The organism is Pseudomonas sp. F-14 TE3623, from assembly GCF_053629015.1.
Genome location: NZ_JBRJHM010000001.1, coordinates 856,196 through 874,288 on the forward strand (window position 1 = coordinate 856,196; position 18,093 = coordinate 874,288).

An 18,093-nucleotide genomic window follows, 5' to 3' on the forward strand; every position below is an offset into this window, starting at 1 on the left:
CAGTGCAGGCGCCGACGAAGGGACGTTAAATCAACCCCGTCTCTTCATCATCGATCAATTGGCTCAACCCGCCCAACGCTTCACGGGCCTGGTTTCGGTCCATCAGCTTGGCCTGAGCGGCCGGCGGCAGGTCGGTGACGCGTATCACGCCTTTTTGGGTCAGCACCTGAATCAAGTCATCGAGTACCCGGATCATTTCCAGGTCGCTCTGCTTGAGCTGCTTGAGGCTGGTCTCAACCACTTCGTGGGCAAACCAGGCCTGGATTTCATGGTTGTCGGCCGGCAGCGTTTCCGTGGCCTCGGCGTAGGCCGTGGCTTCCACGCGCACCAACTGACCTTGCGCATCGCGTTGCACGTAAAACATTGAGCATCCCTCGGAAATGGACCAGCGTCGTGCTGTCAGCAGCATAGGCCAACGCAGGCGAGTATGCGGTGCGACGACAAAATCGTCACCCGTGAGGTGGGCACAAACGTGACGACCGCCCGGTTTGGACGGCCATCAGTCTGCTGATCAGGTGTTGTTGTGATCGACTTTAATGGTCGGGTCACTGCCGGCAATCAACGAGTTGATGCTGGCGCTGGACCAATTGTTGCCTTCCAGTTTGATCGTCACATCCGGGGCGGCCGCTGCGGCATCGGCGCCGTTGAACTTGCCGCCAGAGCTGACTTGCAGGGACGACACACCATCCACCGTGGTGATCTTCAGGAAGTTATCAATGGTGCTGCCGGTTTCGCCCTGCAACAGATCACGCAGGTCGATGCGGTCACCTTCGCTGGCCTTGAAGTCCTTGATCACGTCGCTGCCGGTGTCGCCAGCCTTCCAGATGAAGGTGTCGGCACCCGAGCCGCCAATCAGGATGTCGTTGCCTTGACCGCCGATCAACGAGTCATTGCCGCTGCCGCCGAGCAGGATGTCATTGCCCTTACCGCCGTCGAGGAGGTCGTTGCCACCTTGGCCGAAGAGGATATCGTTGCCTGCGCCACCCAGCAGCGTGTCGTTACCGTCGTGGGCACCAGACACGTCGAACGCGGTGTAGTGCTCGGTGATGTATTGGTGCACGTTGCTGGTGGTGACTTTGCTGAGATCGACGCCGGTTTGCTGGGCCACGAACGCCTGCATGGCCTGATAACCCTCGCCGGCGATACCGTTGAAGCTCACCAGATCGCCGAACAGGAGGTCGTTGCCGTCACCGCCATTGACCGTGTCGGCACCCGGCATCGTCGCTTCGGTATGGCCGATGATCGAGTTGGCCAGGTCTTTCGGGTCGATGTTGGTCTGCGGCGTGTCATCCGAATCGTACGGCGCGAGGTCACCGAGGGTGACGTCCTTGTTCAGGCCGATGGCTTCCACCGTCGACACCTTGCTCAGCAATGTGAAGCTGCTGGTTGAGTTGTAGATGGCGGTGGAGTCGGTGTAGCTGCCGGTACCATCACGATCGGACAGCTCGTAGGTGCCGTTACCCTCGGCATGGAGGATGCCCAGTTCAGAACTGTGCCAGGTGCCCTTTTTTTGCTGAGTCAGCAGCGTGACGTTGCCGGCGCTGTCGATGGTCAGCTGGTGAGTGCTGTCCAGATAGCGGGAATAGGTCTGCCCCAACTTGTAGTTGGTGGTGGTGATGACGTCGTCGAGCTGCACGGTGCCGTACAAGGTCGGGTTGGTTTGCTCGCCGCTCTGGTAGTAGGTCGGCTTGCCATCGGTGATGAAGTACGTGAGGTTCTTCGCGCCGGTGTTGGCCATCGCATCGGCACTCTGGAACCAGTTGGCCGTGGTTTTGAACACGTCCTCGTAGTTGGTGCCGCCGCCGGACGACATCGAATCCAGTACGGATTTGAGCAAGGTCAGGGCGTTCGGGTCATTCAGGTTCACCGATACCGACTTGTTGACCTGGTTATCGAAGTCCGCCAGGAAAATGTTCACCGTCCCGGAGTTACCGCCCATGCTCTGCTTGAGGGTGTTGAACACCTCGGTCAGCGAAGCCTTGGCGGCGCTGATCGAAGAAGCGCTCATGCTGCCCGAGCTGTCGACCATGAAGGCGATGTTGTAGTTGGTGCCCGGCACCACGGTCAGCCCGCCAATGTCGGCGATCATGATGTCATTGCCGTCCATACCGGTGATGGTGTCATCGGCGGCAGTGGCGGTGACGGCGTTGTATACCGCCGGGTACACCGTGACCGGGATCTGCGCGGTGCTTGGCGCCGAACCGCCGAGCGCTTCGGTGGATGTCGAGGTGACGGTCAGGGTGAACTGGCCGTTGTAGTACGGCGGCGGAGTAACGGTCAGCGTGCCGAGGTTCCAGCCGGTGACGTTGGCTTCGCCATTGGTCGTGCTGGCGGTGAAAGTGTGGCCTGCGCCATCGGTGAGCACCGAGCCCGCCGGGATGCCGCTGATCTTCACGCTCAGGCTTTCGGAGCCGTCGGTGTCGGTCAGCGCCGTTTTGATCGCGGACAGATGAACGCTGGTGCCTTCGGCGCCTTCATTGAGTTTGTAGCCGTCGTAGTAGCCTTCGCCATTGGTGCCGTGCAGGTCGGAAACCGTCACACCAGATGCGGCCAGATCGGCCACGCCGGTGTACAGCGGCACGCCGGCACTGCTCAGGTCGACCGCCGCACTGCCGTTGACCGACAGGTTGACGTCATAGCTGCCCGGGCCGCTCTGGTTGTGGTGGTAGATGTCCAGAGTGTAGTAACCGCTGGTGGTCGGGATGAACGAACCGTTCAGGTTACCGCCGGCACCCCAAGTGATTGCGGCCACGTTTTTACCGCCGATGGTCACCAACAGGCTGTCGTCACCGGTACCGCTGAAGGTGTACGTCTTGCCGGCTTCGAGGTAAATCAGGCCAGAGGTTTTCGAGGCGGTGCCGGCCGTGACGCTGCCGTTGGACTGCACATTGGTCACAGTGCTGCTGGAGTTCGGGGTACCCGCGCCGTCGATGATCGATTTCAGCGTGCCGGAAGCTGCGCCGCTGCCATCGGTGCCGAGGCCCGACAGGCCGGTCCAGACTTCCTTGATCAGGCCAGTGGACTTGACGCTATTGTCCGCGACGCTCAGGGATGGCGCATCGGCAACCGGCGTGATGTCGATTTTCACCGTACCGGTGCTGCCCAGCAATTGACCGTCGGTTGGCTGGAATTTGATCTGCGCGTAGTCGGCCTGTTTGTTGCCCACGCCGCTGCCACCATAGCCATCGATGCCCGATTCGTTGGCATCTGGCGTGAAGCGCAACTTGCCGGCGTCGATGTCGGCTTTGCTGAAGGTCTGGTTGGTCGCTACGTCTTTCCAGGTCGCACCGTCCAGGTACTGCAACTTGCCTTCGCCCGGCAGCTGAGTGATTTTCACCCCCAGGTTGGCAGTTGCGCTGTCGACATCACTGACGCCGAAGGTCGACCAGCCGAGGATCAGCGGGGTGTCTTCGGTGCCGGTGACGTTAACCGGTGCGGCGGTTGGCGCGTCGTTCACGGCCACCACGTTGACGGTGGTGGTCGCGGTGTTGGAATAGTTGCTGCCATCGGTCACCGTCACGGTGATGATCCGCGGCACGGTGCTCGGATCTTCACTGCTGTTGGTGAAGCTGATGTTTTTGATCTGCTGCATGTAGTCGGCCAGCGTCGCGTTGCCCGACAAGGTCAGGGTGACCGTGCCGTCCTGGCTGTTGGCGTTGATGCTGATGCCATTGACGCTATTGCCCAGGTTCAGCGCGTCGCCCGGTTGACGGTTGGTCAGCACGATGGTGGCGCCGGTCAGCATCGTGCTGTCCGGGTCGGTGATGCTCAGGTCGGTGTCGCCGATCGAGACGCCCTGGCCGGTGGTGCCTTCGGTGAAGGTCACGTTGTAGTTGGCCCCGGTGGCGCCGCTGGAGTTATTGGCGTCCAGATCGAGAACCGGCGCTGCATCGTTGTCGATGATCGAGGTGCTGACGCTGCCGTTGGAAGCGCTGACCGCGAGGTTTTCGAAGTTGCCGCCAGTGGCCGAGTCAATCTTGACCACGAAGTTCTCGGTGCCTTCGGTGAGCTTGTCGTCCAGCGTCGCGACGTTGAAGCTCGCGCTGCTGGCGCCCGCCGGGATTTTCACGGTGTACACGCCGGTGAAGTCCGAACCGTCGGCAGCGGTGCCGCTGTAGACGATTTTCAGGGTCACTTCGGTCTGTGCCGGGTGCGTCAGGCTGACGGTGTAGCTGGCGGTCTGGCCTTCGGTGACCGAGGTGCTGCCGCTGATGCTGGCTTCGGTTTTATCGATCGTGTCGGTGACAGTCGTGACCGCAGCGGTGTTGCTGGTGACCAGGTTTTCGAAGTTGCCACCGGTGGCGGTGGAGATGGTCGCCTGGACAGTGCCGGCGTCTTTGTAGACGTCGTCCTTCGGCGCATCGACAGTCACGGTGCCGGTGGTTTTGCCAGCGTCGATGGTGATCACGGCGCCATTGCTCAACGTCACGGTCACCGGAGTGCCGGCGGCGTTGGTCAGGGTCGCGGTGTAAGTGATCTGGCTACCTTCGGCGACCGAGTTGGTCGCGCTCAGGCTGAGGTTGGTGGTGTCGACGGTGTCGGTCACGGTGGTGCTGACCGGCGTTTTATCCGCCACCAGATTCTCGTAGTTACCGCCGCTGACGTTGGTGATCGAGTTGGTCAGCGGAGCATGACCAGCCAATGCGTCGTTCGGTGCGGCGGTGGTCACGGTACCGGTGGTTTTACCGACTTCGATAGTGATCGTCTGGCCGTTGGCCAAGGACACGGTGACCGGGCTGCCAGTCACCGGTGCACCGACAGTCGCGGTATAGGTGACAGTGCCGCCTTCTGCTGCCGAAGCGGTGGCGTTCAGGGTGACGGTCGAGGTGTCGATGGTGTCGGTGATGCTGGTTACAGCTGGGGCAGTGCTTGGCACCAGGTTTTCGAAGTTGCCACCGGTGGCGGTGGAGATGGTTGCCTGGACAGTGCCGGCGTCTTTGTAGACGTCGTCTTTTGGTGCATCGACGGTCACGGAGCCGGTAGTTTTACCCGCTTCGATGGTGATGATGGCGCCGTTGCTCAGCGTGACGGTCACTGGTGAGCCGGCGGTGTTGGTCAGGGTTGCCGTGTAGGTGATTTGGCCGCCTTCATCCACGGTGCCGGTCGCGGTCAGCGACAGGTTGGTGGTGTCCTGGGTGTCAGTCACCGAGGTGTCCGCCGACTTGCCATCGACGTCCAGTTTCTCGTAGTTACCGCCCGTAGCGCCGTCAATTTTGACGCTCAGGGAGTTACCGCCAGTCAGGGCATCGTTCGGCGCAGTGAAATTCACGCTGGCGCTGCTCGAGCCGACCGGGATGGTGATGGTCTGGCCGTTGGACAGGGTGACAACCACTGGCGAGCCGGTGACCGGTGCGCTGACGGACGCGGTGTAAACCACGGTGCCGCCTTCAGCCACAGTGCTGGTCGCGGTGAGGTTCACGGTCGAGGTGTCGATGGTGTCGGTCACATCGGTGACCGCCGCTGCCGGGTTGGTGGCCAGATTTTCGAAGTTGCCGCCCGCGGCGTCCTTGATCGTGACTTCAACCTTGCCAGCGTCTTTGTAGACATCGTCTTTTGGTGCGTCGACAGTCACGGAGCCGGTAGTCGCACCGGCCGCGATGGTGATGATCGCGCCGTTGCTCAACGTGACGGTCACTGGTGCGCCGGCGGCGTTGGTCAGGATCGCGGTGTAAACGATGGAACCGCCTTCGGCGACCGAGTCAGTCGCCGAGAGGCTGAGGGTGGTGGTGTCCTGGGTATCGGTGATCGAGGTGTCGGCCGACTTGCCGTCGACGTCCAGCTTCTCGTAGTTACCACCTTTGGCATCGTCGATCTTGACGCTCAGGGAGCCGCCGCCAGCCAGTGCATCGTTTGGCGCAACGAAGTCGACAGAGCCGCTGTTCGAGCCGACCGGAATGGTGATGGTCTGACCGTTGGACAGAGTGACAACCACTGGCGAACCGGTGACTGGAGCAGATACGGATGCCGTGTAAACCACGGTCCCGCCTTCAGCGACGCTCGAAGTGGCAGTCAGCGAAACGGTGCTGGTGTCGAGGGTGTCATTGACGGTGGTCACCGCCGGGGTGTCGCTAGCCACCAGGTTCTCGAAACCGCCACCAGTCGCGCCTTTGATGGTCGCTTCAACGGTGCCGGCATCTTTGTAGACGTCGTCCTTCGGCGCATCGACGGTCACGGAGCCGGTGGTTTTGCCCGCTTCGATGGTGATCACGGCGCCGTTCGACAGCGTCACGGTCACTGGTGTGCCGGCCGCATTGGTCAGGGTTGCCGTATAGGTGATCTGGCCGCCTTCATCCACGGTGCCGGTCGCGGTCAGCGACAGGTTGGTGGTGTCCTGGGTATCGGTAACTGAGGTATCTGCTGACTTCCCGTCGATTTCCAGCTTCTCGTAGTTACCACCTTTGGCATCGTCGATCTTGACGCTCAGGGAGCCGCCGCCAGCCAGTGCATCGTTTGGCGCAACGAAGTCGACAGAACCGTTGCTCGAGCCAACCGGGATGGTGATGGTCTGGCCATTCGACAGGGTCACAACCACCGGCGAACCGGTCACCGGCGCCGACACGGACGCGGTGTAAACCACGGTCCCGCCCTCAGCGACGGTAGACGTCGCGGTCAGGTTCACGGTCGAGGTGTCGAGAGTATCGGTCACATCGGTGACCGCAGCCGCTGGGCTGGTGGCCAGGTTTTCGAAGTTGCCGCCAGCGGCATCCTTGATGGTGACTTCGACCTGGCCGGCGTCTTTGTAGACGTCGTCCTTCGGTGCGTCGACAGTCACGCTGCCGGTGGTGGCGTCAGCGGCGATGGTGATCACGGCGCCGTTGCTCAACGTGACGGTGACCGGAGTCCCGGCGGCGTTGGTCAAGGTCGCGGTGTAAACAATCGACCCGCCTTCAGCGACCGAGTCCGTAGCGCTCAGGCTGAGAGTGGTGGTGTCCGACGTGTCAGTGATCGAGGTGTCCGCCGACTTGCCGTCGATTTCCAGTTTTTCGTAGTTGCCACCCTTGGCGTCGTCGATTTTCACACTCAGTGAACCACCACCAGTCAGGGCATCGTTCGGCGCGGTGAAGTTGACGCTGGCGCTGCTCGAGCCAACCGGGATGGTGATGGTCTGGCCGTTAGACAGGGTGACAACCACTGGCGAGCCGGTGACTGGAGCAGACACGGACGCCGTGTAAACCACGGTCCCGCCCTCAGCCACAGTGCTGGTCGCAGTGAGGTTCACGGTCGAGGTGTCGAGAGTATCGGTGACATCGGTAACCGCAGCCGCTGGACTGGTGGTCAGGTTTTCGAAGTTGCCGCCAGCGGCATCCTTGATGGTGACTTCGACCTGACCGGCGTCTTTGTAGACGTCGTCCTTCGGTGCGTCGACAGTCACGCTGCCGGTGGTGGCGCTGGCGGCGATGGTGATGACGGCGCCGTTCGACAAGGTCACGGTGACCGGAGTCCCGGCCGCATTGGTCAGGGTCGCGGTGTAAACGATAGAGCCGCCTTCAGCGACCGAGTCAGTAGCGCTCAGGCTAAGGGTGGTTGTATCAGGAGTGTCGGTAACTGAGGTGTCGGCCGACTTGCCGTCAACTTCCAGCTTCTCGTAGTTGCCACCCTTGGCGTCGTCGATTTTCACACTCAGTGAACCACCACCAGTCAGGGCATCGTTCGGCGCGGTGAAGTTGACGCTGGCGCTGCTCGAGCCAACCGGGATGGTGATGGTCTGGCCATTCGACAGGGTCACAACCACTGGCGAACCGGTGACCGGCGCCGACACGGAAGCGGTGTAAACCACGGTGCCGCCTTCAGCCACACTCGAGGTCGCCGTCAGATTGACGGTCGACGTGTCGATGGTGTCGTTGACGGTGGTCACCGCCGGTGTATCGCTGGCGACCAGGTTCTCGAAATTGCCGCCGGTCGCATCTTGGATGGTTGCTTCGACGGTGCCGGCGTCTTTGTAGACGTCGTCTTTCGGCGCATCGACAGTCACGGAACCAGTGGTTTTGCCCGCTTCAATAGTGATCACGGCGCCGTTCGACAAGGTCACGGTGACCGGTGTGCCGGCCGCATTGGTCAGGGTTGCCGTGTAGGTGATCTGGCCACCTTCATCCACCGAACCGCTGGCGCTCAGCGACAGGTTGGTGGTGTCAGCGGTGTCGGTCACCGAGGTATCCGCCGACTTGCCGTCGACGTCCAGCTTCTCGTAATTACCGCCCGTTGCGCCGTCAATCTTGACGCTCAGGGAGCTGCCGCCCGCCAGCGGGCTGTTTGGCGCGACAAAGTTCACGCTGCCGGTAGTTTCGCCGACCGGGATAGTGATGCTCTGGCCGTTGGACAGGGTGACGACCACTGGCGCACCTGTGACGGGTGCGCTGACCGTCGCGGTGTAGACCACGGTTTCGCCTTCGGCGACATTCGCGGTGGCTGTCAGCGAAACGGTGCTGGTATCGATGGTGTCATTGACGGTGGTCACCGCAGGCGTATTGCTGGCGACCAGGTTCTCGAAGTTGCCGCCGGTCGCGCCTTTGATGGTCGCTTCAACGGTGCCGGTGTCCTTATAGACGTCGTCCTTCGGTGCATCGACGGTCACGGATCCGGTAGTCGCACCGGCCGCGATGGTGATCACCGCACCATTCGACAAGGTCACGGTGACTGGCGTGCCGGCGGCGTTGGTCAGTGTCGCGGTATAAACGATGGAACCGCCTTCAGCGACCGAGTCGGTTGCACTCAAACTGAGGGTGGTGGTGTCCGCAGTATCGGTGACCGAGGTATCCGCCGACTTGCCGTCAACGTCCAGCTTCTCGTAGTTACCACCCTTCGCATCGTCGATCTTGACGCTCAGCGAGCCGCCACCAGCCAGTGCATCGTTTGGCGCAACGAAGTTGACAGAGCCGCTGCTCGATCCAACCGGAATGGTGATGGTCTGGCCATTCGACAGGGTCACCACCACCGGTGAGCCGGTGACCGGCGAAGTCACGGACGCGGTGTAAATCACGGTGCCGCCTTCAGCCACAGTGCTGGTCGCAGTGAGGTTCACAGTCGAGGTGTCGATGGTATCGGTGACGTCGGTGACCGCCGCCGTTGGGCTAGTCGCCAGGTTTTCAAAGTTGCCGCCCGCAGCGTCCTTGATGGTCACTTCGATTTGGCCGGCGTCTTTGTAGACATCGTCCTTCGGCGCGTCGACGGTCACGGAACCGGTGGTGGCGCCGGCCGCGATGGTGATCACCGCACCGTTCGACAAGGTCACGGTGACTGGCGTGCCGGCGGCATTGGTCAGTGTCGCGGTGTACACGATGGAACCGCCTTCAGCGACCGAATCAGTCGCCGACAGGCTGAGGGTAGTAGTGTCCGCAGTGTCGGTGATCGAGGTGTCTGCCGACTTGCCATCGACGTCCAGCTTCTCGTAGTTGCCACCCTTGGCGTCATCAATCTTGACGCTCAGCGAACCACCACCGGCCAGCGCGTCGTTTGGCGCAACGAAGTTGACAGAACCACTGCTCGAGCCGACCGGAATGGTGATGATCTGGCCGTTGGACAGGGTCACGACCACTGGCGAACCGGTGACTGGTGACGTCACGGACGCGGTGTAAACCACGGTGCCGCCCTCGACGACATTCGCGGTGGCACTCAGCGAAACGGTGCTGGTATCGATAGTGTCGTTAACGGTGGTCACCGCAGGCATTTCGCTGGCGACCAGCTTCTCGAAGTTACCGCCGGTCGTACCTGTGATCGTCGCTTCGACGGTGCCGGTGTCTTTGTAGACGTCGTCCTTCGGCGCATCGACAGTCACGGAACCATTGGTTTTACCCGCTTCGATGGTGATCACGGCGCCGTTCGACAGGGTCACGGTCACTGGTGTACCGGCCGCATTGGTCAGGGTTGCCGTGTAGGTGATCTGGCCGCCTTCATCCACCGAACCGCTGGCGGTCAGCGACAGGTTGGTGGTGTCCGCAGTGTCAGTCACCGAGGTATCCGCCGACTTGCTGTCAACTTCCAGCTTCTCGTAGTTACCGCCCTTCGCATCGTCGATCTTGACGCTCAGCGAGCTGCCACCGGCCAGCGCATCGTTTGGCGCAACGAAGTCGACAGAACCGCTGCTCGATCCGACCGGAATGGTAATGGTCTGGCCGTTGGACAGGGTGACAACCACTGGCGAACCGGTGACAGGCGAAGTTACGGACGCGGTGTAAACCACGGTCCCGCCCTCAGCGACAGTAGACGTCGCCGTCAGATTGACCGTCGAAGTGTCGAGGGTGTCAGTCACATCGGTGACCGCGGCCGCCGGGTCCGTCACCAGGTTCTCAAAGTTGCCACCGGCGGCGTCCGCGATGGTCACTTCAACCTTGCCGGCATCTTTATAAACATCATCGGCAGGCGCATCGACGCTCACGCTGCCGGTGGTTGCGCCGGCGGCGATGGTGATCACCGCTCCGTTCGACAAGGTCACGGTGACCGGCGTACCGGCCGGATTGGTCAGCGTCGCGGTGTACAGAATCTGACCACCTTCGGCCACTTCGGTGGATGCCGACAGGCTCAGGCTGGTGTCGTCTTTCGAATCGGTAATGGTGGTGAGCGCCGGCTCGGTGCTCGGGGTCAGTTGCTCGAAATTGCCGCCGGTGGTGCCGGTGATCGTAGTGCTGACGGTGCTGCCATTGTTGTAGACGTCGTTGGCCGCGGTATCAACAGTCACGCTGCCGGTGGTTTTGCCCGCTTCGATGGTAATGACCGAGCCGTTGCTCAAGGTCACGGTCATCGGCGTGCCGGCCGGGTTGGTCAGGGTGGCGGTGTAGGTGATCTGGCCGCCTTCGACGACGGTGCCGGTGGCGCTAAGGCTCAGGCCGGTATTGTCGATCGAGTCGGTGATGGTGGTGACTGCCGGCGTGGTGCTCGGTACGAGGTTCTCGAAGTTGCCGCCGGTAGCGCCAGTGATCGTGGTGCTGACGGTGCTGCCGTTGTTGTAGACGTCATTGGCCGAGGTATCGACGTTCACGGAGCCGGTGGTTTTACCGGCTTCGATGGTGATGGTCGAGCCGTTGGACAGGGTCACGGTGACCGGTGTCTGCGCCGGGTTGGTCAGGGTCGCGGTGTAGGTGATCTGGCCACCTTCAGTGACGCTGCCGGTGGCGGACAGGGTCAGGCCAGTATTGTCGACCGAATCGGTAATGGTGGTGACGGCCGGAGTCGGGTTCGGCACCAGATTCTCGAAGTTGCCGCCGGTAGTCCCGGTGATCGTGGTACTGACGGTGCTGCCATTGTTGTAGACGTCGTTGGCCGGTGTTGGAACGTTCACGCTGCCGGTGGTGTTGCCGGCATCGATGGTGATGGTCGAACCGTTGGACAGGGTGACGGTGACGGGCGTCTGCGCCGGGTTGGTCAGGGTCGCGGTGTAGGTGATCTGGCCGCCTTCGGTGACGGTCGAGCCCGCCGTCAGCGTGACGGTGGTGGTGTCGACGGAATCGGTAATGGTGGTGACGGCCGGGGTCGGGTTCGGCACCAGATTTTCGAAGTTGCCGCCGGTAGCGCCGGTAATCGTGGTGCTGACGGTACTGCCGTTGTTGTAGACGTCGTTGGCCGGTGTTGGAACGTTCACGCTGCCGGTGGTGTTGCCCGCGGCGATGATGATGGTCGAACCGTTGGACAAGGTGACGGTGACCGGCGTCTGCGCCGGGTTGGTCAACGTCGCGGTGTAGGTGATCTGCCCGCCTTCAGTGACGGTCGAGCCCGCTGACAGCGTGACGGTAGTGGTGTCGACGGTGTCGGTGACCTGGGTCACGGCCGGAACGGTCGGTGGGGTAACCACGATACCGCTGCCGCCCGTGGTGCCGGTGACGGTCACGTTGATTTGGGTCGGATCGTTATAAACCGTGTCGTTCGGTGCCAGCGGAACGTTGACGGTGCCGGTGGTTTGGCCGGCTGCAATCACGATCACCGAGCCATTGGACAGGGTGATGGTCAGGTCGGTCAGCGGCGCCTGGGTCAGGGTCGCGGTGTAAACCAGTACGCCACCGGCCTCGGTGATGGTCGGCGTGGCGCTCAGGCTCAGGGTCGATGCGCGCAGGGCATTGGCGCTGGTATCAGCAGTCTGGCCGCCGGTGGTGTCTTGTGTTGCCAACGCGGCAGTGGCGAGACCCTCAGTCGGGAAGCCGATAGTCGGGTCGACCCGGGCAGCGGTTGCCTCCAGGGCCACGAAGGTATGGCCACCACCGGTAGCACCACCCGTGCCCGCAGCCGTAGGGCCGGCGGCGGTGGCTTCAAGAGCGGTGGTCGGGTCGACGCCGGCGGCGATGGCTTGCTGCAATTCGTCAACCGATGGCGCGGCTTGTGCAGTGGCTTGCGCAAGGTCGGTGCTGGAATCCGGATCGCTGCCGCTCCACTGAGTGTCGCGGCCCAGGTCCAGGGTCCGGCCATCAGCCAGCTCGAGCGTAATGGCGCCGGCGCCACCGGTGTCTACCTGATCGCCGACCAACAACCGGTCGCCTTCAACGAGTACGCGGCGGACGCCTTCTGGCGACACCGCGAAAACCTGACCAACAATGCTTTTGACGATGGCAACAACACTGCTCATTGAAGACTCTCCGGGTGTCACGTTCAGTTGACCTCCATGAACCGCTCGGCGTGTTCGCCGATCGGGGCTGGACGTACTTTCTAAGATGTTTGATGCATAACTTTGACGCGGTAATCGTCAATAATTTGGCTATATTTTTTCGAAATTAACTTTATGCCAAACTATTGACCTTATGGGAGCCATCCTAAACAATCGCCCCAGTAATGTCACATTGATATTTAAGCGGCGACCTGTCCTACAGCGTGTGATCCAGTTCCGATTTTGAACTTTCCGACATACGGTCATTCCGGTTGCCATCATCCGATGCAGCGCCACGTTCTGCAGTGATTCAAGACAAGAAGTCTCGGGAAATTCCAACTATGCGTTTGCACCTGTTCAAGGTTCTACCCTTCGCCCTTACCGCCAGCTTTGTTCAGGCGCAAAGCCTCCCGCAGGCCATGCAGCAGGCGCTGGATGTCCATCCGGAAATTCAGGCAGGGGTTAACAGCCGATTGGCCGCGGATTATCAGTTAAAGGCTGCTAAAGGGGGATACCTGCCAAGGGTCGATCTGCTCGGCGGTTATGGTCGCGAAGGCACCGACAGCGTCACCACCCGTGCCGCTGGCAACAACAATCACTGGGAAACGCTGAACCGCAGTGAGTCAAGTTTACGTCTGTCGCAGATGGTATTTGACGGTTTTGCGACGTCCAGCGAAGTGGGGCGTCAACAAGCCACCGTTAATTCCCGCGCTTATTCCTTGCTGGGTACGTCGGAACGTACCGGGCTGACCGTTGCTCAGGTCTATCTCGATGTGTTGACCCGCCGCGAATTCGTGCGCCTGGCCGAAGACAATCTGAAGAACCACGAACGGATTCTTGACCAGATCAAATTGCGCACCCAACGCGGTGTGGGCAGCGGCGCCGACCTTGATCAGGCTGACGCGCGTATGGCCCAGGCCCGCAACAACCTGATCACTGAACAGACCAACCTGGCGGATGCCGAAACCAACTTCCTCAGCGCCGTCGGCCAGATGCCCGATCAACTGGAGCGGCCTGCAGATTTCATGGCGCTGTTGCCGGCCAACCTGAATGAAGCCCGGGCGCAGATGCTGGAAAACAGCCCGATTCTGCGCTCCGCCGAATCCGATATCGCTGCCGCCGAGAAACAGTATGAAGCCGCCAAGTCGAGCTTCTACCCGCGCTTCGATGCCGAACTGGGTCGCAGCGCCGATAACGATATCGACGGTCAGAACGGTCACAGCAACGAATGGCAGGCCATGCTGCGCATGCGCTTCAATTTGTTTGCCGGTGGCAGCAACAAGGCTGATCTGGAATCCAAGTCCTACTTGTCGAACCAGGCGCTGGATATTCGCAACAACGCCCTGCGTGTATTGAACGAAGAACTGGGCCTGGCCTGGAATGCCTTGAATAACGCCAACGCCCAAGTGCCGATCGCCCAGCAATATGTCGATCGCAGCGCCAGTGTGCGCAGTGCGTATCAGAAGCAGTTCAGCCTTGGCGAACGGACCTTGCTCGACCTGCTCGACAGTGAAAACGAGCTGTTCAGCGCTTCCCGTCGGCTGGCTGAGATCAAAAACATTCAGTTATTTACTCAGTACCGAATCAAGGCGACCATGGGCGAATTGCTCAAAAGTCAGGGCGTGGTCGCACCATTGGCATCCGTTGTGCAGAACGACGTGAAGCCCAAGGTTCAGCTGCCCGGGATGAATTGAGTCCTGCCCCATTTTAATCGTTAGCCAAGAGTGTCGAGCGTGGAATCAGAAGTCAGTCGAGTTCAACTCATTCATGATCCGCGCGCGCTGCATGACGATCCGTTACTGGACGGCCTGTTAGCCCTTTGCACTTTGCACCAGAAACCGGCCAGCGCCGCGATGCTGACCACCGGCCTGCCATTACCCAAACAACGCCTGAGCGTCGAACTGCTGCCCCGTGCGGCTGCTCGCGCCGGGCTGCAAGGGCGGGTGTTGCAGCGCAATCTGGAGCAGATTCCGGCGATTGCCATGCCGGCGCTGTTGCTGCTCAAGGATGGGCGCAGTGCGGTGCTGCTCGGCTGGCACGGTGAAGACCAGGCCCGCCTGCTGCTTAGCGAAAGCGATGGTGGCGAGGTCTGTGTCAGCCGTGAACTGCTCGCCGACGATTACAGCGGCAAAGTCTTCTTCGCCCAACCCCAACACAAATTCGACGTCAATCACGGCACGCTGATCCCGCGCGCGCGTTCGTGGTTTCGCGACACCCTCAAGCGTTCGCGCTGGCTGTACGCCGACGCCATCGCTGCCAGTTTTCTGATCAACATCATTGCCATGGCCGCGCCGCTGTTCGTGATGAATGTCTACGACCGCGTGGTGCCGAACCAGGCTGAGTCGACCCTGTGGGTCCTGGCGATCGGCATCACGGGCGCTTACCTGTTCGACCTGATTCTCAAGAGCCTGCGCAGCCTGTGCCTGGACCTGGCCGGCAAGAAAACCGACCTGATCATCTCCGCGACGCTGTTCGAGCGCATCGTCGGCATGGCCATGAAGTACCGCCCGGCGCGGGTCGGCAGCTTCGCCCAGAACATCCATGAGTTTCAGAGCCTGCGAGACTTCCTCGCGTCGCTGACCCTCACCAGCCTGATCGACCTGCCGTTTACGCTGTTGATCTTCATGGTCATCGCGATTCTGGGCGGGCATCTGGTGTGGATTCCGGTGCTGGCGTTCCCGATTGCCCTGCTGATCGGTTATGCCTTGCAGAAGCCGCTGGTGGCGACCATGGAACGAACCATGGCCCTGGGCGCCGAGCGCCAGTCGAGCCTGATCGAAACCCTCGCCGGTCTCGATGCGGTGAAGGTCAATAACGCCGAAAGCGAACGCCAGTATCAGTGGGAGCAAACCATCGGTACCCTCAGCCGCCTCGAGCTGCGGGTGAAAATGCTGTCCGGTCTGGCGATGAACATCACCTTGCTGATTCAGCAACTGGCCGGGGTGATCATGATCGTCTTCGGCGTGTACCAGATCATTGACGGCCACCTGAGCATGGGCGGCTTGATCGCTTGCTACATGCTCAGTGGTCGTGCCCTCAGCCCATTGGCTTCGTTGTCTGGCCTGCTGACCCGCTACCAGCAGGCCCGCGTGACCATGACCTCGGTCGATCAGATGATGGAGCTGCCCCAGGAGCGCAATTTCGACGAGCGCCCACTGAGCCGCAAAGTGCTGCAAGGCGCCATTGAATGCCGTCAACTGAGCTTCACTTACCCGGATCAGCAGAACCCCGCGCTGAAGAACATCAACCTGATCATCAAGCCCGGCGAGAAGATCGGCATCATCGGTCGCAGCGGCTCGGGCAAAAGCTCCCTGGCCAAATTGCTGGTGGGCCTCTATCAACCGGACGACGGCGCGTTGCTGGTCGATGGCGTGGATATCCGTCAGATCGACGTCAGCGAATTGCGCCACAACATCGGCTACGTGCCCCAGGATATCCAATTGCTCGCCGGTACCCTGCGCGACAATCTAGTGTCGGGCGCGCGCTATGTCGAAGACGAACTGGTGCTGCAAGCCGCGGAACTGGCCGGCGTCCACGAATTCGCCCGTCTGCACCCGCAAGGTTATGAGCTGCAAGTCGGTGAGCGTGGGCAGAACCTGTCTGGCGGTCAGCGTCAGAACGTCGCCCTGGCCCGAGCGCTGCTGCTCAACCCGCCAATCCTGTTGCTGGACGAACCGACCAGCGCCATGGACAACACTGGCGAAGAACGCCTCAAGCAACGCCTCGCTGCAGTGGTTGAAAACAAGACCGTGGTGCTGGTGACGCACCGGGCTTCGCTGTTGTCGCTGGTGGATCGTCTGCTGGTGATCGACCGTGGGCAAATACTCGCCGATGGCCCGAAAGCCGCCGTGATGGAAGCGTTGAAGAAGGGGCAGATCAGTGTTGCTTAAGTCCGGGGTCAAAGATTCCATCCGCCGCTACTTCAAAGGCTCCGCATCGCTGCAAGGCCAGCCACTTCCCGAGGTCAACAAAGCGCTGATCGAAGACGCCCCGCGCGTGGTGCGATTGACGATCTGGGCGATCATCGGCTTCTTCGTGTTCCTGATGCTCTGGGCCAACTTCGCGGTGATCGATGAAGTCACCAAGGGCGACGGCAAGGCGATTCCGTCGTCGAAGATCCAGAAAATCCAGAATCTTGAGGGCGGCATCGTCTCCGAGTTGTTCGTCACCGAAGGGCAGATCGTCGAGGCTGGCGCGCCGCTGATTCGTCTCGACGACACGCGGTTTGCCTCCAACGTTGGTGAAACCGAGGCCGATCGGCTGTCGATGCTGCTGCGTGTGGAGCGCTTGAGCGCCGAAGTCGATGACCGTCCGCTGAACTTCCCCGCCGACGTGCTCAAGGCTGTTCCCGTTCAGGCTGCCAGTGAAGAGTCGCTGTACATCAGTCGTCGTCAGCAATTGCACGATGAAATCGGTGGCTTGAAGGAGCAGTTGATCCAGCGTCAACAAGAGCTGCGCGAGTTCACCTCCAAACAGGCTCAGTACCGCAGCGGTCTGGCCTTGCAGCGTCAGGAAATCAACATGTCCGAGCCGTTGGTGGCTCAGGGCGCGGTGTCACCGGTGGAGGTTTTGCGACTCAAGCGTGCCGAGGTCGAAACCCGCGGGCAACTGGACGCCACTACCCTGGCGATCCCGCGCGCCGAATCGGCGATCAAGGAAGTGCAGCGCAAGATCGACGAGACTCGCGGCAAATTCCGCAGCGAAGCCCTGACCCAACTCAATGAAGCGCGTACCGATCTGAACAAGGCCCAAGCCACTGGCAAGGCCCTGGAAGACCGGGTCAGCCGGACGCTGGTGACATCGCCGGTGCGCGGTATCGTCAACAAGTTGCTGGTGAACACCATCGGCGGCGTGATCCAGCCGGGCAGCGATCTGGTGGAGATCGTGCCACTGGATGACACCTTGCTGGTAGAAGCCAAGATTCGTCCGCAAGACATTGCGTTCCTGCATCCGGGGCAAGACGCCACAGTGAAGTTCACGGCTTACGACTACACCATTTACGGTGGGCTGAAGGCCAAGCTGGAGCAGATCGGTGCCGACACCATCACCGACGAAGACAAGAAGACCACGTACTACATCATCAAGCTGCGCACCGAGCGCAGTCACCTGGGGACGGATGAAAAACCGTTGCTGATCATCCCGGGGATGGTGGCGTCGGTGGATATCATTACCGGCAAGAAGACTGTGCTCAGTTATTTGCTCAAACCGATTATTCGGGCTCGGGCCGAGGCGTTGCACGAGCGGTAGTTTTCCGGCGCGGTTGATGGCCTCTTCGCGAGCAAGCCCGCTCCCACATGGGATCTGTGTTGATCACAAGACCCCTGTGGGAGCGGGCTTGCTCGCGAAGGCGGCCCCATAGACGCTGCATGCCAAAAGCCATATCGTTATTCACTAACGGTATTTAAATTTCAATTCTTATACCTATAAAGTCACTCCCCTGCGTACCTGCCGACCAATCGGCGCGCCGCACGACACGAACCAACACGGGACCTCCGTGAGTTTCTGATCGACGCGCGCCTTTGAGCGTG

The 18,093-nt window shown here is 61.0% G+C and carries 5 protein-coding genes; 3 read left to right on the plus strand and 2 right to left on the minus strand.

The window, feature by feature from the left end; translation table 11 throughout:
* Nucleotides 1-25 precede the first annotated feature (25 nt).
* Both AB7M29_RS03965 and AB7M29_RS03970 read right to left on the minus strand, forming a co-directional pair.
* Nucleotides 26-364 (minus strand): tryptophan synthase subunit beta, encoded by a 339-nt coding sequence (locus tag AB7M29_RS03965; protein ID WP_217858909.1) that lies wholly within the window; start codon nt 362-364, stop codon nt 26-28.
* Nucleotides 365-511: 147 nt separating this feature from the next.
* Complete coding sequence (locus AB7M29_RS03970) at nt 512-12,547, minus strand: retention module-containing protein (protein WP_454246369.1); 12,036 nt, start codon at nt 12,545-12,547, stop codon at nt 512-514.
* Nucleotides 12,548-12,906: 359 nt separating this feature from the next.
* On the opposite strand from AB7M29_RS03970, the gene AB7M29_RS03975 reads away from it, so the two are divergent.
* From AB7M29_RS03975 to AB7M29_RS03985, 3 genes are read left to right on the plus strand one after another with little or no spacing between them, the layout of a single operon-like run.
* Entirely contained in the window at nt 12,907-14,259 is a 1,353-nt protein-coding gene (locus AB7M29_RS03975) for a TolC family outer membrane protein (protein ID WP_454246370.1), read from the plus strand.
* A 39-nt stretch (nt 14,260-14,298) separates the two neighbouring features.
* Nucleotides 14,299-16,455, plus strand: coding sequence for a type I secretion system permease/ATPase (locus AB7M29_RS03980; protein ID WP_454246371.1), 2,157 nt, complete (start codon nt 14,299-14,301; stop codon nt 16,453-16,455).
* Complete coding sequence (locus AB7M29_RS03985; RefSeq protein ID WP_454246372.1) at nt 16,445-17,812, plus strand: HlyD family type I secretion periplasmic adaptor subunit; 1,368 nt, start codon at nt 16,445-16,447, stop codon at nt 17,810-17,812. The genes AB7M29_RS03980 and AB7M29_RS03985 overlap by 11 nt, the downstream gene beginning before the upstream one ends.
* The last annotated feature ends 281 nt before the right edge of the window (nt 17,813-18,093 follow it).

Bases quoted from the DNA above. Each gene is read 5' to 3' on its own strand.
- AB7M29_RS03965 (WP_217858909.1), bottom strand. From the start codon at position 364: ATGTTTTACGTGCAACGCGATGCGCAAGGTCAGTTGGTGCGCGTGGAA.
- AB7M29_RS03970 (WP_454246369.1), bottom strand. From the start codon at position 12,547: ATGAGCAGTGTTGTTGCCATCGTCAAAAGCATTGTTGGTCAGGTTTTC.
- AB7M29_RS03975 (WP_454246370.1), top strand. From the start codon at position 12,907: ATGCGTTTGCACCTGTTCAAGGTTCTACCCTTCGCCCTTACCGCCAGC.